At 60.7% G+C, this 19,984-nt stretch carries 16 protein-coding genes; 5 read left to right on the forward strand and 11 right to left on the reverse strand.

Going from position 1 to position 19,984, the window contains the following annotated elements:
- From BLW03_RS10025 to BLW03_RS10050, 6 genes are read right to left on the reverse strand one after another with little or no spacing between them, the layout of a single operon-like run.
- The gene (locus BLW03_RS10025) at positions 1-1,485 is read right to left on the reverse strand and encodes an ATP-binding response regulator (RefSeq protein WP_074653760.1); all 1,485 of its coding nucleotides are present in this window, start codon (positions 1,483-1,485) and stop codon (positions 1-3) included.
- A complete protein-coding gene (locus BLW03_RS10030) occupies positions 1,463-3,607 on the reverse strand; it encodes an ATP-binding protein (protein WP_074653761.1) in 2,145 nt (714 codons plus the stop codon). The genes BLW03_RS10025 and BLW03_RS10030 overlap by 23 nt, the downstream gene beginning before the upstream one ends.
- Positions 3,604-4,626 (reverse strand): SpoIIE family protein phosphatase, encoded by a 1,023-nt coding sequence (locus tag BLW03_RS10035; protein ID WP_074653763.1) that lies wholly within the window; start codon positions 4,624-4,626, stop codon positions 3,604-3,606. The genes BLW03_RS10030 and BLW03_RS10035 overlap by 4 nt, the downstream gene beginning before the upstream one ends.
- Positions 4,627-4,638: 12 nt before the next feature.
- Positions 4,639-5,040, reverse strand: coding sequence for an anti-sigma regulatory factor (locus BLW03_RS10040; protein ID WP_074653764.1), 402 nt, complete (start codon positions 5,038-5,040; stop codon positions 4,639-4,641).
- A complete protein-coding gene (locus tag BLW03_RS10045; RefSeq protein ID WP_074653766.1) occupies positions 5,024-5,419 on the reverse strand; it encodes an STAS domain-containing protein in 396 nt (131 codons plus the stop codon). Before BLW03_RS10045 ends, BLW03_RS10040 begins: the two co-directional genes overlap by 17 nt.
- 3 nt (positions 5,420-5,422) lie before the next feature.
- Positions 5,423-6,289 (reverse strand): STAS domain-containing protein, encoded by an 867-nt coding sequence (locus BLW03_RS10050; protein WP_074653767.1) that lies wholly within the window; start codon positions 6,287-6,289, stop codon positions 5,423-5,425.
- Between the two features lie 184 nt (positions 6,290-6,473).
- Between BLW03_RS10050 and BLW03_RS10055 the strand changes: the two genes are divergently transcribed.
- Complete coding sequence (locus BLW03_RS10055) at positions 6,474-7,523, forward strand: M20/M25/M40 family metallo-hydrolase (protein ID WP_074653769.1); 1,050 nt, start codon at positions 6,474-6,476, stop codon at positions 7,521-7,523.
- 176 nt (positions 7,524-7,699) lie between these two features.
- Positions 7,700-9,091: a hypothetical protein gene (locus BLW03_RS10060; protein WP_074653771.1), complete on the forward strand. Its 1,392-nt coding sequence runs from the start codon at positions 7,700-7,702 to the stop codon at positions 9,089-9,091.
- Positions 9,092-9,100: 9 nt separating this feature from the next.
- On the opposite strand, the gene BLW03_RS10065 is transcribed toward BLW03_RS10060, so the two are convergent.
- Complete coding sequence (locus tag BLW03_RS10065) at positions 9,101-10,267, reverse strand: pyridoxal phosphate-dependent aminotransferase (protein WP_074653772.1); 1,167 nt, start codon at positions 10,265-10,267, stop codon at positions 9,101-9,103.
- Between BLW03_RS10065 and BLW03_RS10070 the strand changes: the two genes are divergently transcribed.
- A complete protein-coding gene (locus BLW03_RS10070; RefSeq protein ID WP_074653774.1) occupies positions 10,266-11,213 on the forward strand; it encodes an alpha/beta hydrolase in 948 nt (315 codons plus the stop codon). The two genes, BLW03_RS10065 and BLW03_RS10070, sit on opposite strands and share 2 nt — an antisense overlap.
- Before the next feature lie 15 nt (positions 11,214-11,228).
- Here the strand turns inward: BLW03_RS10070 and BLW03_RS10075 are convergent, their stop codons facing one another.
- The 3 genes from BLW03_RS10075 to BLW03_RS10085 all read right to left on the reverse strand — a co-directional run bounded on the left by BLW03_RS10075 (position 11,229) and on the right by BLW03_RS10085 (position 12,478).
- Complete coding sequence (locus BLW03_RS10075; RefSeq protein WP_074653775.1) at positions 11,229-11,636, reverse strand: MarR family winged helix-turn-helix transcriptional regulator; 408 nt, start codon at positions 11,634-11,636, stop codon at positions 11,229-11,231.
- An 86-nt stretch (positions 11,637-11,722) separates the two neighbouring features.
- Positions 11,723-12,127, reverse strand: coding sequence for a hypothetical protein (locus BLW03_RS10080; RefSeq protein WP_083350450.1), 405 nt, complete (start codon positions 12,125-12,127; stop codon positions 11,723-11,725).
- An 87-nt stretch (positions 12,128-12,214) separates the two neighbouring features.
- Positions 12,215-12,478 (reverse strand): ubiquitin carboxyl-terminal hydrolase 14, encoded by a 264-nt coding sequence (locus BLW03_RS10085; protein WP_074653777.1) that lies wholly within the window; start codon positions 12,476-12,478, stop codon positions 12,215-12,217.
- A 166-nt stretch (positions 12,479-12,644) separates the two neighbouring features.
- Here BLW03_RS10085 and BLW03_RS10090 point away from each other — a divergent pair, with 166 nt between their 5' ends.
- Entirely contained in the window at positions 12,645-13,715 is a 1,071-nt protein-coding gene (locus BLW03_RS10090) for a DUF2235 domain-containing protein (RefSeq protein ID WP_074653779.1), read from the forward strand.
- Here the strand turns inward: BLW03_RS10090 and BLW03_RS10095 are convergent.
- Positions 13,712-16,189 carry an endonuclease MutS2 gene (locus BLW03_RS10095; RefSeq protein ID WP_074653780.1) on the reverse strand — a complete coding sequence of 826 codons (2,478 nt, stop codon included), beginning with the start codon at positions 16,187-16,189 and terminating at the stop codon, positions 13,712-13,714. The two genes, BLW03_RS10090 and BLW03_RS10095, sit on opposite strands and share 4 nt — an antisense overlap.
- Positions 16,190-16,452: 263 nt before the next feature.
- On the opposite strand from BLW03_RS10095, the gene BLW03_RS10100 reads away from it, so the two are divergent.
- A complete protein-coding gene (locus tag BLW03_RS10100) occupies positions 16,453-19,929 on the forward strand; it encodes a TonB-dependent receptor (RefSeq protein WP_074653782.1) in 3,477 nt (1,158 codons plus the stop codon).
- Positions 19,930-19,984: the final 55 nt, after the last annotated feature.

A 19,984-nucleotide genomic window follows, 5' to 3' on the forward strand; every position in this document is an offset into this window, starting at 1 on the left:
TTACGGCTGGAGGTCATCCGACGGCAGTGGCAGGAAGACATCGAACAGCGTGCCGTGGTATTTCCCGCCCGTACGGGTTCGGACGCGGACGCTGCCGCGGTGCTTCCCAATCACCTCAGCACTGAGCCACAGGCCGACGCCCGAACCCTTCGAATCCTTCGTGGTGTAGAAGGCCTCGAAGATACGCGGCAGGACTTCCGTGGGGATACCCGGGCCGTTGTCACTGAACAGGAATCGCACCCCCCGGCGCCCTGTTCCCTCTTCCGTGGACGTGATGCACCGCGTTTGCAGCCTGCAGCCGTGACCACCGCCCATGGCATCCAGCGCGTTGGAGACGATGTTGCTAAGCACCTGCCGAATCTCACCGGGATGCAGCATCACGGGTATGTTGCAGTCGGTCTTCATCTCCAGCTCCACCCGCCCGTGGATAAACATGGTCCGGAAGAGCGCGAGGACGCTCTCAAGAATCTCGTCCGAGCGGGTAAGGACAGGCTGCGGAGACCCGCGGTGATAGGCCAGCACCTGCTTGGTGATCTGGCTGATGCGGGTAAGTTCCTCAGACGCCTGGTGAAGATACGCCTCAACATCCCCTGGCGGCGTGGTTTCCATCTGCGCCAGGTACAACAGGTTTTGCATGGCTTCCAGAGGGTTATTGATCTCATGCGCGATCACATGGGCCAACCGGCCCGTTGCCGCCAGCCGCTCGCTCAGCTTCAGCGTCTCCTGCAGCTTCTTCTGGTCGGTGATGTCTGCGATCAGCAGGATCAGGCCACTCTCAACATTGGCATCGTTCAGGATGCGGTCGTAGCGCACACGCAGCCAGCGGTCGCGGTAGACCATCTCCGCCGGCGCGCCGGACCCAGCCTCACGCAGAAACTCGGCAAACGGCTGCCCGAACTTCTCTTCAAAGATCACCGCCAGCGATTTCCCTTCTGCGTCGGAGGAGACCATGTCCATCAGCGACAGGAAGGTGCTGTTCACACGCACAAGAACGCCGTCCGCATTGGCCAGTGCCACGCCGTCGCTCAGCGCGTCGAAGGTCGTCTTCCATTGCAGTGCGGATAGCGAGGAGAGACTTTCAGCCCGGCGCATCCGCAGCAGCGCATTGACCTGCGCGACCAGGACCGTCGGATCGACCGGCTGCGTCAGATAACTGTCTGCACCGCCGTCCAGCGCCTGCACGCGGCTCTCATCGCTAAAGAATGCCGCCGAGACCTGCAGGACCGGGATGTTCAACGTAAGGGGATTCGACTTCAGCCTGCGACTCACGTCATAGCCCAGCATGTCCGGCAGGTTGACGTCGCAGATCACCAGGTCCGGAAGCATCATGGCCTTGGCCAGGCCTTCGCGCCCCGTCTGAGCCTCATCGACCACATATCCAGCACGGCTCAGGATGCGGTGAAAGATGTAGCGCGTGGACTCCTGGTCATCGATGAGCAGGATGCGGCCGACGCCGCGATCGTTAGACATGGCTGCCGTTCGCATGGATGTAGTGGGCGGTGACCGTGCGAATCAGTTCTTCCACGCGCGACGCTGCGTCCGGCGCGGTCAGCATCTGCTTCGGAAAAACCGTAACTCCCTGCGAACGGAAGAACTCCAGCTCGGTGGGTTCGAGGATCTTGGTGGAATGCAATACCACCGGGATGCTCTTCAGCGCTTCATTGCTGCGCAGATCCTTCAACACTTCCATGCCATTCAGGCCCGGCATGTAGAAGTCCAGGAAGATCATCGCCGGACGCACCGTAGCAGCCATGCGGATGCCCTCGCGGCCATCCCTCGCCTCGTGCACGGCGTACTCCGTATCCGCAATCTGACCTCGCAGAACGTACCGTGAGACCTCGTTGTCATCGATCATCAGGATCGGCACGCGGTCTGCAGGCGAGGTCAGGCGCGAGATGACGGCGATCATCTCATCGGGCGTAAACGGCTTGTTCAGATAGGCATCCGCGCCGGCTCCGAAGATGCGTCGCTCGTCATCCACCACGCTGATCACCAGCACCGGCACCGGATTGGGAGCGGACTTCAGCTCCCGCAGGAAGTCCCAGGTCGTTTCCGCTCGCAGCATCACGTCCAGGATGACGGCCGCTGGCTTCACCTTCTCCATGACATTCTTCGCATACTGCACGGAAGGTGCGGCGAAGGGATGGAAGCCGGCGTTGGAGAGGTATCGCGCATAGATGAACGATGTCTCAACATTGTCCTCAACGATCAGGACGACCTTCTTGTCTGAATCGATGCCTGGCAGATCCACTTCGAGCTCCGGCTCCGGAGCGTGGCCTCCGTAGACACCTGGAACCGTCAGCGTGAAGACGGACCCCTCGCCCACGGAGCTCTGCACATCGACCGATCCACCCAGCAGTTCTGCCAGCTTGCGGGACAGTGGCAGGCCCAGGCCTGTGCCCTTCACGCGCTTTTGCAGACTGCTGTCGATCTGACCGAACTCTTCAAAGATGATGTTGAGATCGGTGCGCGAGATACCGATACCCGTATCGGCCACGGCGAACTCGATGTTGCCGTCAGCACCTGCTCGCGCGGACACGCGCACCTCGCCACGGGGCGTGAACTTAATGGCGTTGGAGATGAAGTTACGCAGGATCTGCGAGACCTTCTGTTCATCCGTAAACAGGACCGGCAGTTCTTCCGGTTCCTGAAAGACCAGGTTCAGCGAACTGTCTACCAGCAGCGGCCGCAGCATGCCACGGAGCGCTCCGAATAACTCATCCACGCGAAAGCTTCTGGGCTTCACTTCCAGGCGGCCAGCCTCGACCTTGGCAAGATCGAGCAGATCGTCCACCATCTCACTCAGCTCCTGTGCCGAGCGCTGAACGAAGCGCACCTGCTGCTCCTGGTCGCTGTTCAGTTCGCCATCCATGCGGTCCAGCAGCATGCGCGTCAGCGCAATGATGGAATTCAGCGGCGTGCGGAACTCATGCGACATGTTCGACAGGAAGCTGGTCTTCAACTCAGAGGCACGGCGCAGGTAATCCGCGCGTTCATCGAGCTCAGCGTAGAGCGCCACCACACCGCGGTTGGTGTCCTGCAGCTCCGCATTCAGTTCCAGCAGTTCTTCCTTGCGTTCGCGAAGTTCATTCAACGTCCGCATCAATTCGCGGTTCTGTGTCTGCAGCTCTTCGATGGGTGTGGCCGGATGCTGTCGCGCCAGAATACCCTGCAGCCGCTGCAGCTCGGCACCATCCATGTTGCGTCGATGCGCTGGCAGCGCCTTTGCAAACTGCACTGACGTTCCCGCCGTCGTGGTTTCGATGGTGAATTCATCCATCAGGCGCTTGGTGCCAAGCAGCCCCATGCCCATGCCGGTGGTGGATTTGTAGCTGCCGCCCAGCACCTTGTCCAGATGTGGAATGCCGCCGCCGGTGTCTGTTACACCGATGCGAAACATGCTCGCGTCGGCGTCCACGGCGAATTCCACGGCGCCACCCTTCGCGTAGCGGAAGGCATTGCGCGCGATCTCGCTGACGGCCGTGGCAATGCGGATCTGGTCGTGATGATCGAAGCCAAGCGCTTCGGCAATGGAGCGTCCACGCTGCCGTGCACTGACCACATCACGCTCGTCCGCCAGCATCAGCCGATGCAGTTGCAGGGTCATGCGAATGGAACCTCCGGAGCCCTGCCCACAGGGGCTACCATCACCGTTGCATCGTCGCGGCGGCGGGTGAAATCCCGGTACAACAAACCAGCCATCATCATGGGATGACGATGCTGCACACCGGCATAGCTGCCGAGTTCCGAACGGGTGTTCAGGCCGTCAGAGAACATCAGCAGCAGGGTGTTGGGTTCGACCGGGTAGGTGTACTCCTGCACGTTGCGTGGCAGCACCGCGCCCAGCGTGCCGTTCTGCGAAACCATCGTGCGGCTTGATGATCCCGCGATCAGCACGCCGGTCACATTGCCCACGCCCGCATAGGTGCAGATCTTGCGTTCGTGATCCACGATCGCCACGGACATCGCTGCGCCCCGTGTCTTCTTCAGCGCTTCGTGGGACCGCAGCAGAAGCTCGGCCGCCGTGTCGCCGGAATACTGCCGGACAGTCGCCATCGCTTCCAGCGCCGCTTCGTTCGCGCCGGCGCCGTGGCCGAGACCGTCGACGACCATATAGAGCGAACGTCTGCCGTCCAGATGCAGAACATAGCCGTCACCGCACTTCGTCTCGCCCTTGACGGGAATGCTGACCACGCCGACCTGCGACGCGACGGGCAGGGAACCGAGGTGGAAGCGTGCCCAGTTCACCGTGCCCTTCCCTTCAATGGAGAAGAGCGAAGTCTCATCCGCCAGTCGCTTGACCGCACCCAGGCCCTGCCCGGCGGTGCCTGCAGTGGAGAAGCCATCCTCCATCGCTCGCGCCATGTCACGGATGCCCTGCCCCGCATCGAGCGCCAGGACGTCGAGCCATGAGGGTCCATTCAGTTCGCCGGAGGGACACAAAAGAATCTCGCCACCCTGCCCGTGGATGAGAGCGTTCGTGGCCATCTCTGTAACGGCAATGCCAATGTTGCTGCGGCGCTCCTCATCGAAGCCCAGCGCCAGCGCATGCTGCAACGCCGTGCGGCGAGCCTCACCCACGGAGCTTTGATCGGTGATCGCCGTGGAGCTATGTATCTGCGACAAAAATTCTCTCTCTTACTTCCAACGAATAATCGTCACCGTCGTACCGCGTCCCGGTTCACTCGAAATATCGAATTCGTTCACAAGACGCTTGCTGCCGCTTAGCCCGAGACCCATGCCGCCGCCCGTGGTGTAGCCATCGCGCAGAGCAAGTTCCATGTTCGGGATGCCCGGACCTTCGTCGTGAAAGACCAGCCTGATGCCCTTCTTCGGGCCGTTCTCAACCATGGATGCAGTCATGGTGCCGCCGCCGCCGTGTTCCAGCGTGTTGCGCGCCAGTTCGCTGGTGGCTGTGACGAACTTCGTCATGTCCACCAGGCTGAACTTCAGTTCGGCAGTCCACGACCGCACGATCTGGCGGACGCGAACCACATCATCCGACGTCCTTACCGGAAACGTCTCAGACTTCAACGCCATCAGCTTCTTCCAGCTCGCGATTGTCGCCGATGTACTCAGCCAGCAGCTGCATGCCGCGCTCCACGTTCAGTGCGGTCTTGATGCCTGGCAAAGACATGCCAAGTTCCACCAGTGTGATGGCCACCGCCGGCTGCATGCCGGTGAGGACGGTCTGCGCATCCAGCACGCGGGACATGGCTGCGATGTTCGCCAGCATGCGCCCGATAAAGGAATCGACGATCTCAAGCGACGAGATATCGATCAGGACACCACGGGATGCGTACCTGGAGATCTGCGACGTCAAGTCTTGCTGCAGGCTCATCGCCAGTTCGTCGTGCATGTCTACCTGGATGGTGACCAGCAGACAATCTCCAACCTTGAGGATCGGGATGCGGTCCATGGACTAGGCTTCCTTTTCCTTTGACTTGGCGAGTGATTTCACGGAAACAACTGCCTTGCCAACGCGCTGCAGCGCTACGGCGAAGGCGTCCGAGAGTTTCGCCTTCGTCTGGATGTCCGCCAGGTCGATGCCAAGGTGAACAATTGTTTGCGCGATGGCCGGACGAATGCCGCTCAGGAAGCAATCCGCACCCATCAGGCGAGCCGCCGTGATGGTCTTAATGAGGTGCTGCGCAACCAGCGTGTCAACGGTAGGAACGCCCGTAATGTCGATGATGGCTACCTGGCTGTTGGTCTCTACAATGGCCGACAGCAGCGACTCCATGACGACCTGGGTGCGCGCGGAATCCAGCGTGCCGATCAGCGGCAGCGCCAGAACTCCGTCCCACAGCTTGACCACCGGGGTCGACAGCTCCAGCATCTCTTCCTGCTGGCGGGCAATCGTCTGTTCGCGGTAGCCGATGGCAGTGTCCACCGTCAGCATCGACAGCTTGTCCAGCAGATTGCCTACGGCCCAGTTCTCATCCAGCAACTCCGCCGGGTTCGCTTTCAGCGCATCCCGCAGCGCGTGGAAGATGGGCTGCTTCAGCGACAGCACAAACATCGCTGTCTCAGCCGGAGTGAAGCCACGTTCCATGCGCGACTTCGCAATGTCCTGCAGGAAGGACCGGATCGGCGCAAACGCCTCGGACTGCACGTCCTGGCTTGTGGTCGAGGCCTCGGCAAACAGTTTCAGCAACTCAGCAGCCTGGCTTTTGAGCTCCGTGTTGTTCATCAGGTCGCCGCGCCGGGTAGCCCCGGCCATCTCATCCAACCAGCCGGAAAGGATGGCGGATTCATTCTTCTGGATCACCTGCTGAAAAGCGCTCACTTATGTCATGCCTCTGAAATATCTTTGAGATTGCCTCCGTATTGTAGCGCCGGGAAATCTCATCCCTCCTGAATACCTTTGTCCTCTATCCGCTGCGCTATGGGCTCACAAGCGGGATGAGATGACGGCACAACGTAGCGCCATGCCCTTGTGATCCTCCCCCCACGGCGGGTAAAGTCCGGCTATGCGACGTATCTTCACCCTGGCCACCGCGGCCCTCCTTCTCGCGACTCTTCCCGCACCCGCACAGAAACAAGCCGACGCATCGTTGGCCGCACACGTCCGGGCAGACATGGACTTTCTCGCCTCGGACGAGCTCCACGGTCGCGGCTCGATCACGCGTGATGAGCACCTGGCGGCACAGTATTGCGCTGCCGTCTTCGAAGGCCTTGGCCTGAAGCCTGCCGGAGATGACGGCACCTATCTCCAGAAGATTCCCGTCGACCTGTCCGGCATGAGTGCTCGCGGCAAGCAGCGCCTGGCCGTCTACGAAGACGCGCCACGCAACGAGACGTGGAACGCTGTCGCGATCCTTCCCGGCACCGACCCCAGGCTGAAGGATGAGGTCATCCTGCTGACCGCACACCTGGACCACCTGGGTGTGCTGAAAACGCCGGTGAACGGCGATGCCATCAACAACGGCGCAGACGATGACGCCAGCGGCACGACGGCGGTCCTGAACCTGGCACGCACGCTCGCCGCCGGCAAGGCGCCGAAGCGCACCGTGGTCTTCGCTCTCTTCGGCAGTGAAGAGATGGGCGGGTACGGCGCCAAAGGCTTCCTCGCAAAGCCTCCCGTGCCACTCCAAAACCTCGTCGCCAATCTTGAGTTCGAGATGATCGGCCGCCCCGACCCATTGGTCCCGAACGGCACACTGTGGCTCACCGGCTACGAACGCAGCAACCTTGGCCCGGAGCTCGCAAAGCACGGCGCCAAGCTTGTCGCGGATCCGCACCCGAAGGAAAACTTCTTCATGCGCAGCGATAACATCGCGCTCGCACGCAAGGGCATTGTGGCGCAGACCGTCTCCAGCTTTGGTCTGCACACCGACTACCACCACGTCACCGACGAATTGAGGACGATCGACTTCCCCTACATGACCAGCGCTATCGCGGGCATGGAGACGAGCGTTCGCTGGCTTACCGACACCAGCTGGAGACCCGAATGGCTTCCCGGCGGCAAGCCCGATCCCAACCCGGCACCACCCGCAGCCGCGCCTCCAGTCACGAAGTAAGGCGATGATTCGACCACGGACCGGTGCCCATAGCCTGGCCCCTGAGCCTATTGAGGGGTCTCGCTGCTGGGACGTGGGATCCAGACCGCATTTGCAATGCGTGAAGGCAGAAACGGGTGGTATACCTTTCACATCCCCTGTTTCTGTTGTGCATCTTCGCTTCCCTGGAGTGACGTATGCCGTTCCGGTTCGCCCGCGCCGCTGCTGCCGTCGCCGTTGTTGCCGCAGCTGTTGGGCTGATGGGCCAATACGGCGGTGCGCCCATCTGGTGGGAGGCGGGCAGCAATGAACGGATGCCCTTCTCCTCGGTCTTCAAAAGCGGCTCCGGTGATCTGCTGGTCTATAACGCAGGCGGCGAGACGACGGCAGGCACCCACCCTTTCTTCACGCCCATGGGTTCTAACGGACGTGGATGCATCACCTGCCATCAACTCTCAAACGCGATGAGCGTCTCGACTGATCGCCTGCAGGAACGCTGGGCCACTACGGGTGGTCGCGATGCGGTCTTCGACACGATCGACGGCGCTAACTGTCCCGATCTGCCGCAGCGCAATCGTGCGTCGCACTCGCTGCTGCTGGAGCGGGGTGTCTTCCGCATTGACCAGCGCTGGCCTGCGCGGGGTGTCACGCCGGAGTTCACCATCGAAGTCGTGCGCGATCCCACGGGCTGCAACAGCGGCGCAAAGTACGGCCTGCACGCGACAACGCCGACCATCAGCGTCTATCGCAGGCCACGCATTACCGGCAACCTGAAGTACCTGGACGCGGGCGCAGCCTTCACCGCGGACAACCGCGCCACCACGCTGGAGGCGCAGGTGCTGGACGCGATCCAGAAGCATGAACAGGGAGGGTCCATTGCGCCGGAAGATGTGAAGCGCATCGTCGACTTCGAACGCGAGATCTACGTTGCGCAGGGCCACGACGAGACCGCGGGGGACCTGAGCAGCTTTGGTGCGCCTCCGCTGCTGGGCGCATGGAGCCTTGGTCGCGGCAAGCCGGATGCTTCGTCCACGGGCATGATGACCGTCACGAACTGGGCCGGGAAATCGCCCTCGGCAGAGACGGACTTTCGTCGCTCCGTCGAGCGTGGCAGCGTCCTCTTCAGCACACGCACCTTCGCCATCACGGAGACAGCGAACCTGCACCGAGGCAACGGAAAAGCGCCCGTGGAAGGCACCTGCGCCACCTGCCACAGTGAACGCATGACCGGTGCGAACACGCAGGGTACCGCGATGGACATCGGCACGGCATCGCTCCCGTGGGCGGGCGATCAAAAGGATCTGCCGCTCTTCAAAGTCACATGCTCTGCGCACGCTGCGCCTCACCCATATCTCGGCCGCGTGATCTATACGAACGATCCGGGTCGCGCCCTGGTGACCGGCAAGTGTGCGGATGTGGGTTCATTCGTGATGCAGCAGTTGCGCGGCCTGTCCGCACGCGCACCCTACTTCACCGGCGGATCCGCAAAAGACCTGCGCGCCGTCGTGGACTTCTACGACCGCCGCTTCCACGCACAGTACACCGAGCAGGAGAAGCAGGACCTGGTGAACTTCATGAGCGTGCTCTAGAGCAGCGGCCTAAGAATCCTTCAGTCCACGCAATCGCGAGCAGGCATCATCCAGATCGACATCACGCTTGGCGTAGCAGAAGCGCAGCAGGTTCTCGCCGCCGCCCTTGCGGAAGAACGCCGACCCCGCGACTGCGGCAACGCCAGTGCGCCGGAGGAGATCGCGCGCCTTTTCCGCTGCGGTCGTTCCGTTCAACGGTGTCGCATCAGCCAGGATGTAATACGCACCATCGGGTGTGTGCGGCGTCAGGCCGGCATCGGTGAGTGCAGCGAGCGTCTTTGCGCGCTTTGCCTCATGATCGCTCGCCAGGCCGGTGTAGAAGCTGGGCGGCAGTTGCTCGAGTCCGGCGGCGCAACCATGCTGGAACGGCGCGGGCGCGCAGACGTAGGTCAGATCGTGAAAGTAGCCGATCGAAGGTGTCCACTTCGCGTCCGCCACCAGCGATCCAACACGCCAGCCGGTGACGCTGAAAGTCTTGGAGAAGCCCGAGAGCGTGATGGTTCGACTGCGCATGCCCGGTAGCGTGGCGATGCTGATGTGCTCGTGGCCGGGATAGACGAAGTGTTCGTAGATCTCGTCGGAAAAGACGAACAGGTCATGCTCGATGGCGAGTTCGGCGAGCGCCTGCAGCTCCGTTCGCGTGAAGACCTTACCGGCAGGATTGGAGGGCGTGTTGATGACGATGAGCCGCGTCTTCGGCGTGATGGCCGCGCGGACGACGTCGATGTCGAGCGCCCAGCTTCCATAGGTCAGCGGCACGATGACCGGCGTAACGCTCATGCTGCGCAGCGTACCCGCGTGATAGCCGTAGAGAGGCTCAAACAGGATCGCCTCATCGCCCGCATCCAGCAGCGCCAGCGCGGCGGAGTAGAAGGCGCCCGTCGCACCACTGGTCACCATCACCTCGCGCTCCGGATCGAGCGTGATCGCGTTCCGCCGCTGCCAGTCCGCGGCAATGGCCTTCCGCAGCCGCAGGATGCCGTCCTGTCGCGTGTAGATGTTGTGGCCCTCATCGATGGCTGACTCCGCGGCCTCCCGCACGACGAGTGGAACTTCGGTATCGCAGATGCCCTGCGCCATGTTGATGCCGCCGACCTCGTCGGCCAGCAGACTCATCGCCCGGATCTCGCTCTGCACCGACCCCGGCGCAAGCGCACTGGTTCGCAGCTTACTCATGCAGAGCATCTTACTTGCGGCAGCGCGTTTGGTGAATGGATGGAACTACAACGCGACCGTTTGCGTAAGGGCAGGCATGACCTTCCCGCAAGCTTCTCCTGCAGGCGTCCCGCGCTGGCTTCTCTTGCTCTTCGCTCTGCTGCTTTGCGGCACAGGTATCACCCCTGCACAAACAGTCCCGGCAAACGTTGTGCTGCGGGACCCGGCTCCGAAGACGGCACTCACAAAGTGGGTCAGCAACGGCACCTCTGAACCCATTGCACTGAACCTGGACGGTGGGACCATGCGCGGCTGGAGCTTTCCAGCTGTGCGACCCAATCCTGACATGCCCACGTTGCTCTTCTTCTACGGGAGTGCAACGATCCTGCACGACGAACCCATCTTTGCGGCCATTGCGCGAGAGGGCGCCAACGTCATCGTCTTCGATTACCGCGGCTATGGTTTCAGCAGCGGCACAGCCGACGTCATGCACTTCCGGAAGGACGCGCTGGCGGAGTACGACTATGCCGCCAAGAGAGCAGGTGGCCCCGTCGTCGTCTACGGCTACTCGCTCGGAACCACTATGGCAACCTATGTTGCATCGAAGAGGCCGGTCGCGGGCATCATCCTTGCCGGGGCCATTGCATCCGCGGTCGAAGAGTTCCCGGTCTTCCTGAAGGCCCAGGGACCGGCTGCAACAGATGCTTCTCGCGTTCCATCCGATGAGGCTGTGGAAGCCTTCGATGGAGTCGGCATGGTGAAGAACGCCACCGCGCCGCTCCTGGTGCTGCATGGCGAAGCGGATGAGGTCGTGTCAATCAAGCAGGGCCGCGAGGTCTTTGAGTCCAGCGCCGCCGGTGAAAAGCGCTTTATGGCCTTGCAAGGGATCGGCCACTTCGACATCATCTCCAATGACCAGGCACAGACTGCCGTCGCAGAGTTCCTGCATCGCCTTACGGGCGACTGAGCGACGGACCGGCATTCATCGCAACGCCTGCGTCATCTGCTGGAGCGCGTGCTGTGAGGGAGCGGCGGAGGCGCCGAGCATCTCTAGCGATGCGTTATGCGCAGCCTGCCACAGCGGCAGAGCCTTCGCCAGGCGCTGTCGTCCCTTCGTCGCGAGCACGTAGAGAGTCTGTCGCGCATCTTCGTCACCTTGCCGTGCGGAGATCAGGCCCGCATCAATCAGCGGCTTCACATTGCGAGACAGCGTCGTTTTGCTGAGCAGCAGCCTTTCCGCCAGGACGCGACCGGTACTGGTACCAACTGCCTGCAGCAGTGACAGTGTTTCGAATTGCGCGGCGGTAAGGTCTGCGGGAGCCAGCGCCATGTCATAGCGGGCGGTCAGGACGCGCGCCAACCGGCGTGCCTGTGCGCAATAGCAGAACATTGGTTTCTCGTTTCCCCTTCCCTTGGAAGCTTCTCATTGCGAAGGTTGTCACCCCTGAACGCAGTCGAGGGATGACAGCCATAAGGTTATTTCGCAGCGGGCAGCAGGTAATTCAGTGGACTCAAAGGGCCAATCGGGATGAGGTCGAACTTTATGAGGCCCGCAACACCCAGCGGCAGTTTCTCCAGCAGATCGTGTGCTTCTTCCACGGTAGATACATTCATCAGGAAGACGACACCGCGCGTGTCCTTACGCACATACCAGGAGTCGATCTTGCCTGCGAGATACAGGCGTACGGTCGCCGGAACCTCCTGCGGCATCAGCTTTGTCGCGGCCGGTGCAGCATCCGCGCTGGTCATGCTGCCGATGGCGAGCACCTTGGTGGTGGGCACAGGAGACATACCGGGGAGCGTTGTGGCGGGCGCCTGGGCGTGTGCCGCGGCAGTGGTCCATGCAAGTGAACCTGCAAGCAGTATGTTGAACAAACGCATCGATAGCTCCTTGAATTCCTTGGTAGTTGTATATGCAACTGATTCCACCAGAAGAGACTATCCCGCGACGCGTATCGACTCAAAGAATTATTCGAATTCGAGACCAACTTCGTCGACGTAGCACCAGCCCCAGCTTTCGCCGGGCTCAATCGACTGCATGATCGGATGGTCGGTCGCGCGAAAGTGCTTGGTCGCGTGCTTGCCAATGGACGCGTCGCAGCAGCCCACATGGCCGCATGAGAGGCACAGCCGCAGATGAACCCAGGAGCCGCCGATCTTCAGGCATTCTTCGCAGCCGATGGTGTTCGGCGATACATCCTGGATCTGGTCGGTATGCGTGCAGCGTGCCATGGCGTCTCCTCTCAATCCACTCTAGCGGAAGGACGCCTGCTGGTGTAAGGCGATCATCTGCGTTGCAGCGCAGATAGATTTCGCTTGGCTGGAACACAAAACCGGGCAATAATTGGCCGCTAATTTTTCTTCCGTTTCTGCGTTACAAACGCCTGGAGGCCCCCAAATGGCAAAGAAGATCATCCTGTGTGCGGACGGTACATGGAACGCTCCTGCGGGAGTGGACGACAAAAGCGGCGGGACAAACGTCTGGAAGCTCTACTGCGCTATACCCGACACGCCGGATCAGCTGAAGTTCTACGACAGCGGCGTCGGAACCATGGGCAGTCCTATCGATCACATCACCGGCGGAGCCATGGGCCAGGGTCTGTTTGAGAAGGTGCAGGATTGCTATTCTTACCTCTCTCACGTCCACGATCCTGGCGACAGGATCTACCTCTTCGGCTTCAGTCGCGGCGCCTATACCGCACGCAGCGTCGGCGGCATGATTGCTGGCTTCGGTGTCCCCACCAAAAACCTGTCCAATGCCACCACGCCAGAGATCTTCGCGGCGTACCGCGAGCGCGATCCGCAGAAGCGCGCCGCCCTGAAGGCCAAGGTAACCACGGACTACGGTCTGCAGCCGGTCACCATCGCAATGGTTGGCGTGTGGGATACCGTTGGCGCTCTCGGCATTCCAGGCGCGATATTCCACTTCTTGAACGAGAACGAGTACGGCTTTCTGGATACAAAGCTCAGCGACTGTGTCTCGAAGGCTTACCACGCCATCAGCATTGATGAACGCCGCTCAGCCTTCCAGCCCACACTATGGACTGACCCTGAAGGCGGCTTCCTGAAGAACAGCGAACGTGTCGAGCAGGTATGGTTTACCGGCGTTCACTGCGATGTCGGCGGCAGCTACCCGGAGGCGCAGCTCGCCGACATCACACTGGGATGGATGATGCACAAGGCCATCGAGAACGGCATCGAGCTACTTCCAAGCGCAAACAAATACCTGGAGGTCGATGTCCCGCATCATGCCGGTCCCGCGCACGATGAGTGGAAACTGGTGCCCTGGGGCCTCGCGAAACACCGCGAGATTCCTGCGGGATCGCACCTTGCGAACAGCGTCTATCTGCGTTGCAACGACCCGGCCGATCCGAAGTATCGTCCCAGCAATCTAACGTGGGATGCCGATTCCCTGAAGGGCTACGAGACCACCCAGGTGCTGCCCTACAAGAAACCGGTGTGGAGTTAGTTCCGTAGCTCCACCAGCGTCGCACCCTGGCCGCCTTCGTTATACGGCGGCTCGGTGACGCCGATGACGTGCGGATGCTTCTTCAGATATTCGCGCAGGCTGCGGCGCAGGATGCCCATACCGGTACCATGAACGACACGCACCGAGGGCCGGCCCGCCAGGAACGCCTGGTCCAGAAAGCGTTCGACCTCGTCACGCGCTTCGTCTGCCGTGCGGCCGATCACGTTGATTTCACCCGGCACCATGTCGGGCTCGCGTGCGACGACGTTGATGCCGCGCTTGCTTGCTGCCTGGATCGGGGACTGCTTTGGCGCGGGTACGGTGACGTGTGAGATATCGTCCTTCGGCACACGCATCTTCATGGGACCGATGGAGACCTCGAAGGTCTTCGCGTCGATCACGCGATCCACCTTTGCCTCGCGGCCCATGGACTTCAGCATGACCGTGTCCCCCACCGAAACTTCGCGCACCACGTGAGGCTGCGCGGAGGGAAGCTTCCTGTCAGCGCCGGAGACGTGCGAGACGACGACCTGGTTGAAGCTCTCCTGGAACTCGCGCTTCAGGCGAGCAATGCGGCGATCCGACTCGGCGCTTGCCTTGCGCTGCGCAGTCTTGTCCTCGATGCCCTTCACGCTCTCGCGCATCTGAGCTTCGAACTCCTTCATCAGGGAGCCGAGCTTCACCTCAAGCTCACGCGCACGCTGACGCTGCTCCACCTTGCCTTCGGATTCCAGGCGCTGACGTTCGCGCTCCACCGCGATCTCGCGTGCACGAATCTCCGCGCGTTCCTTGCCGACAGCAGTCAGCTGTGTGTGGAGTTCGTCGAGAAAACGGGCGATGTCTGCGGACTGTGTTGTCACTGAAGCGCGCGCGGCACGGATCATGCCGGCGTCGAGACCGAGACGTTCCGCGATGTTGATGCCGCTCGACGCGCCAGGCACGCCCATGCGCAGTTCGTAGGTCGGCGCCAGCGTGCGTTCGTCGAAGCCCACGGCGGCATTCACCACACCATCATGCTTTGCGGCATAGATTTTCAGCGACGTAAGGTGCGTGGTGATCATGCTCCACGCGCCCATGGTCAGGAAGCGTTCGCTGATGGCCACGGCCAGTGCCGCGCCCTCTTCCGGGTCGGTCGCGGAGCCGAGTTCGTCCAGCAGCACCAGCGAACGCGGATCGGCCTCCCGAGCGATCTGGTTGACGTGGGAGATGTGCGCGGAGAACGTGGACAGGTTGCGCTCGATCGACTGAGCATCACCGATGTCCGCATAGACTGCGGCAAATATTGGCAGACGTGCCACGCGTGCCGGGACAGGCAGACCAGCCTGCGCCATCAGCGCCAGCAGCCCTACGGTCTTCAGCGCGACGGTCTTACCGCCGGTGTTGGGTCCGCTGATGATGAGTTGCTTTGCGATGCCGGGCAGGCCAAGCGTCAGCGGCACGATCTTCGATGGCGAGGAACCGTGGGCCTTCTCCGACCGCATGCGCAGCTCCAGCATGGGGTGTCGCGCGGCTTCAAAGCTCAACGCAGCATCGTCGCTGTGCGGTTTGCCATCGGTAAAGACTGGTCGAACACAATCCAGATCCTGCGCGAATTTGGCATACGCAAAGTGTGCTTCCACCTCCGCCAGCACCTCGGTACCGCGCGAGAGCGAACCTGCCTGCTCGCCGACGGCCTGCGTCATCGCGATGAGGATCCGATGGATCTCGGATTGTTCCTCATCCATCAGCCGGACGAGTTCGTTGTTGAACTCGATGGTTTCCATCGGCTCAACGAAGACGGTCTGGCCGGACGATGAGGAGCCGTGAACAACGCCAGGAACTTTGCGACGGAACTCTGCCTTGACGGGTATGACGAAGCGCTCGCCACGGATGGTGATCAGGTCTTCCTGCGTCCCGCCGGCATCGCTGACAGCACGCAACTGGCGGCGCAAACTCTCCTCAATGGCCTTGTGCTGGCGGTCCATCGCCTTACGAATCCGCGCGAGTTCGGGCGATGCGGAGTCCGCGAGCGTGCCATCCGCCTCGATTTTGCCGCTTATCGCCTGCAGCAGCTTGTAGTAGTTCGCCATCATCACGGGATGCGACAGCGCGGTGATCGTCGGCCACTTGCCTGCGATGTAGTCGGGTGGCTCCGTGACGATGTTGCGCCAGTCGGCGATCAGTTCGGCCAGTTCGGCAATCCGGCGCAGTTCCAGCGGCTCCAGCGCGGCATTGGGGATGCGTGCCTTGTCGAGCAGAACGTCCGCGTCGAAGAGTCCCTGAAAGCCAAGGGTGCCGCCACCGCCCAGGTAGACGCGGAGTTCTGCGGTCAGGTTCTGGGCACGCTCAATGCCATGGATGTCGCGCGAGGGCTCCAGCGCCATGACACGGGCGCGGCCAAGCGGTGATTGGGTGCGACCAGCCAGATGGTCGCGAAGGCGAGTCCATTCCAGCGCGGCGGCGCTGGTCTCGCGCAATGGAGTGATATCCGCCATCACTCCATTGTAGTTCTCGGCCCTCCAATCGCCTGAAAAGGGTGGTGTAAGGGAGAGAAGCATATGACAGATTCGCCTTCTTGCAAAGGGGCAAGAAACCTAAATTCACGGGAACTTTACCGGTAACTAAGCCAGGCGGACAAAGGGACGAAACGCCTTGACACATGGTTTCGCCAACGCGTAGAACTCCCACGGCTAGGAAACGCCATTTCACGACGTTCCGAAAGTCTGAACCTTGTTTGTTTCGCCCTCTTGGAGGCAGTATGTATAGCTCACGATTCCTCGCGAAGTCGCTGTTTGCGGCTTCGATCACTATCCCGCTCGCGCTCAGTGCGGTGGCCCAATCGGATAGCGCGTCGCTGTCCGGTACGGTCACGGATGCTTCCGGCGCCCTTGTCCCGAATGCGAAGGCGACGATTCACAGCGACGCCACCGGTGCGGACAGCGTCGTTACCACGAACGCCAGCGGTAACTTCACTGTTCCAAATGTCCGTCCGGGTTCCTACACGATCAAGATTGAAGTCCCGGGCTTCCAGACAACTACTCTGAACGCCGTCAACGTTGACCCGAGCATCGGTAAGCACGTTGACATCAGCATGAAGGTCGGCGACGCCGGCACCTCGGTGAGCGTCGAAGCCAATATCAACACCGTTCAAACCGAGAGCGCCGTTGTTGGTCAGCTGGTCACGCAGGAACAGGTCAAGAGCATCCAGCTCAATGGCCGTAATCCGCTGTACCTCGCCCAGTTGGAACCTGGCGTCGTACGGAACTCTCCGATGGCATCCTTCTCGTTCGGGCTGGACAATGGGCTGAACATCGGCGGATCGCGCAGCCAGGAAAGCATCATCACACTGGACGGAGCACCGATGGTGCGTACCCGTTCGAACGGTACCAGCGTCGGTGTTGCAGACGTTGACTCCACGTCCCAGGTGCAGATCCTTTCCAGCAGCTACCAGGCTGAGTATGGCCGCACGGCGGGTGGTCAGGTGCGTATGGTGCCCAAGAGCGGCACACAGCAGTTTCACGCGACGGCCTATGAATACCTGCGTAACAACTTCTTCAACGCAAACACCTGGCAGCGCAAACTGCCAACGAACGCGCTGAATATTCAGCAGCATCCTGCGGCCTTCCGCTACAACCAGTTCGGTTACAACATCAACGGACCGCTATTCATTCCCAAGGTCTTCAACAAGAGCAAAGAGCACCTGTTCTTCCTGTTCGCGCAGGAGTTCGTCAAGTACAACAACGCGGACACTGTCTTCCGCAAAGTACCGACTCTGCTGATGAGGCAAGGCGACTATAGCGAGTTGCTTGGACAGAACATCTTCTACGGCACGCCGCAGCAGATCTACGATCCGAACACGGGGACAAACTACACGGGCAACAAGATCCCGACCGCGCAGCTCAGCGCGAACGGTACGGGTCTGCTGAATGCCTTCCCCACTCCTAATGCGAGTGGCAGCAACTATAACTGGGTCGACGCCGACACAGAACGACAGACGCAACGCAAGGACACGCTCGTGGTGGACTATGTACCGGCCGAAGCGCACCGTTTGCGTCTATCGATCCTGAACTACAACTACTACGACTACTCGCCGCACTACGGCAACTTCAACCGCAACCCACGCATCTTCACCCGTCCGAATCAGATCGGTGTCTTCCATTACCAGTGGACGATTTCACCATCCATGGTGAACGAAGCTGTTGTGTCGGCTGCATCGGATCACGTGACGATCGATATCGATAAGTCATCCGGACTGTATGACCGCACACGCTACGGCATCAATTATCCGTTCCTGTATTCTGCCGCGACCAAGACCATTCCAAACAAGATCCCGACAGTTCAGTTGACCGGATTCGATCTGTTGGATGGCGGCCCCTATCCGTCGCGGTCCGGCGGCATCGTGTACAGCTTTGCTGACAACCTGACGAAGGTCTGGGGAAATCACACCACGAAGTTTGGCTTTGTTGCGGAGTACGCGGGTGAGAACAATTTCGATCAGATCACCGTTTCGAACACGCCAGGATCAACGAACAATCAGAACGGTAAATTTACGTTCACTGATTTGCGTGGTCTGAGCGGAACGCGTCCTCGCGGTGAGGCGGGTGTTGCCGCTGCGAACGCTTCGCTCGGCCTGTTCGATTCTTACGGCGAAATAGGCCAGCGCTCTTACACCCTGTATCGCGCCTGGATGTATGAAGGCTTCGCTCAGGATGCATGGCATGTCTCTCCCAACCTGGTCATCGAAGCAGGCGTTCGTTACAGCTTCTACAACCCCTACTACGCTAAGTGGGGCAATCAGTCGGTCTTCAGCCAGACGGATTACAACGCGGGCAATGCGGCATCTGTGAACCGGCTTACCGGTGTTGTTACCGGTACGGACCAGCAGAGACTCAACGGCGTTGTGATTCCCGGCAGTGGCTTTCCATCGAGCGCGAATGGTCACGTCGCACCTGAAATCCTTGCAAACGGGTATGCCTATCTGTTCCGCGGCTATAGCAGCCAGTACTCACCCACGGTAAAGACCAACATCCAGCCGCGCTTCGGCATCACCTACCAGGCACATCCGGGTACAGTGATTCGGGCAGGTGGCGGTCGGTATGTGCAGCGCCTCGGCATCACGGACAATGTCTTCACGGGGGGCAACACCCCCTTCCAGCCATCGTCCACGGTGCAGTTGGGATCGGCGGATGCACCTGGCGGCGTGGGAACGAATAACTTCCCGTTGAACTACTCTTCGCAGGCCTACAACTATCCCAGCCCCGAAGCCTACAACTGGAACCTGACGCTCGAGCAGGAACTCCCCGTGGGTATTCTTACGGTCGCGTATGCCGGCCGCAAGGGCATCCACCTGGAAGAAATCCTCAACGTAAATCAGCTGCAGCCTGGAACTGTGCAGGCAAACCCTGGCGTCAACCAGGATGCCCTGCGCCCCTATAAGGGCTTCAGCAATATCAACCAGGCAACGAATGGTGGCGCATCCAACTATCACTCGCTGCAAGTAAACCTCCGCCGCCGGCTCACCAAGGGTCTGCTGTTCGGCGTGGCGTACACCTGGTCGAAGGCGATGGATTTCGGCTCCGCGAACGGTACCAACCTGCCAAACGCGTATGACAAGAATGGCTTCTACGGCCTCAGCGACTTTGATCGCCGTCATGTCTTTCTTGCCAACCTGGTCTACAACATCGACCAGTTCAACCACAGCACTCACTTCATAAACCGCGCGGCTTTTGGCCACTGGCAGTTCTCCGGCACAGCCCAGGCCCAGACGGGAGCTCCGCTGAGCGTTACCACGACGACCGATTTCGCAGGTGTGGGACCGGGTTCCGGCAATCAGCTTGTACCGCTTGTCCACCGGATGCAAACCTTGAAGTCCTTTGCGGGACAATCAGGGTCCTCGCCTTGGTTTGATACATCGGCCTACCCGGCAACGCGAACGAACGCGTTCCTGTTGTCGAACTATGCCGGACAGTTCGCACCACGTGGAAGCCGCAACCAGATCGTCGGACCCGGCTTTCAGAGCTACAGCGCAGCTCTGAACAAGAGCTGGACCCTCGCCCCGGGACACGAAAACGCACAACTGACCTTCCGTGCTGAATCGTTCAACTTCCTGAACAAACCAAGCGCTGACAACCCTGACCTGACGTTCACGTCCGGAACGTTTGGACAAAGCAAGACCAAAGGCGGCACCTACGATCTGGCGCGTCAGTTCCAGTTCAGCCTCCGGGTCAGCTTCTAACCTCATCAACCCAATGCTCCATCTACCGGGTTCCGCCTTCGTGGCGGAACCCGGT

The organism is Terriglobus roseus, from assembly GCF_900105625.1.
In the GTDB taxonomy this organism is placed as follows: domain Bacteria; phylum Acidobacteriota; class Terriglobia; order Terriglobales; family Acidobacteriaceae; genus Terriglobus; species Terriglobus roseus_B.

Coding starts and splice junctions, on each gene's coding strand:
- BLW03_RS10025 (WP_074653760.1), bottom strand. CDS start 1,485: ATGCGAACGGCAGCCATGTCTAACGATCGCGGCGTCGGCCGCATCCTG.
- BLW03_RS10045 (WP_074653766.1), bottom strand. CDS start 5,419: ATGGACCGCATCCCGATCCTCAAGGTTGGAGATTGTCTGCTGGTCACC.
- BLW03_RS10090 (WP_074653779.1), top strand. CDS start 12,645: ATGGCAAAGAAGATCATCCTGTGTGCGGACGGTACATGGAACGCTCCT.
- BLW03_RS10055 (WP_074653769.1), top strand. CDS start 6,474: ATGCGACGTATCTTCACCCTGGCCACCGCGGCCCTCCTTCTCGCGACT.
- BLW03_RS10065 (WP_074653772.1), bottom strand. CDS start 10,267: ATGAGTAAGCTGCGAACCAGTGCGCTTGCGCCGGGGTCGGTGCAGAGC.
- BLW03_RS10095 (WP_074653780.1), bottom strand. CDS start 16,189: ATGGCGGATATCACTCCATTGCGCGAGACCAGCGCCGCCGCGCTGGAA.
- BLW03_RS10080 (WP_083350450.1), bottom strand. CDS start 12,127: ATGCGTTTGTTCAACATACTGCTTGCAGGTTCACTTGCATGGACCACT.
- BLW03_RS10070 (WP_074653774.1), top strand. CDS start 10,266: ATGCAGAGCATCTTACTTGCGGCAGCGCGTTTGGTGAATGGATGGAAC.
- BLW03_RS10030 (WP_074653761.1), bottom strand. CDS start 3,607: ATGACCCTGCAACTGCATCGGCTGATGCTGGCGGACGAGCGTGATGTG.
- BLW03_RS10100 (WP_074653782.1), top strand. CDS start 16,453: ATGTATAGCTCACGATTCCTCGCGAAGTCGCTGTTTGCGGCTTCGATC.
- BLW03_RS10085 (WP_074653777.1), bottom strand. CDS start 12,478: ATGGCACGCTGCACGCATACCGACCAGATCCAGGATGTATCGCCGAAC.
- BLW03_RS10060 (WP_074653771.1), top strand. CDS start 7,700: ATGCCGTTCCGGTTCGCCCGCGCCGCTGCTGCCGTCGCCGTTGTTGCC.
- BLW03_RS10075 (WP_074653775.1), bottom strand. CDS start 11,636: ATGTTCTGCTATTGCGCACAGGCACGCCGGTTGGCGCGCGTCCTGACC.
- BLW03_RS10040 (WP_074653764.1), bottom strand. CDS start 5,040: ATGGCGTTGAAGTCTGAGACGTTTCCGGTAAGGACGTCGGATGATGTG.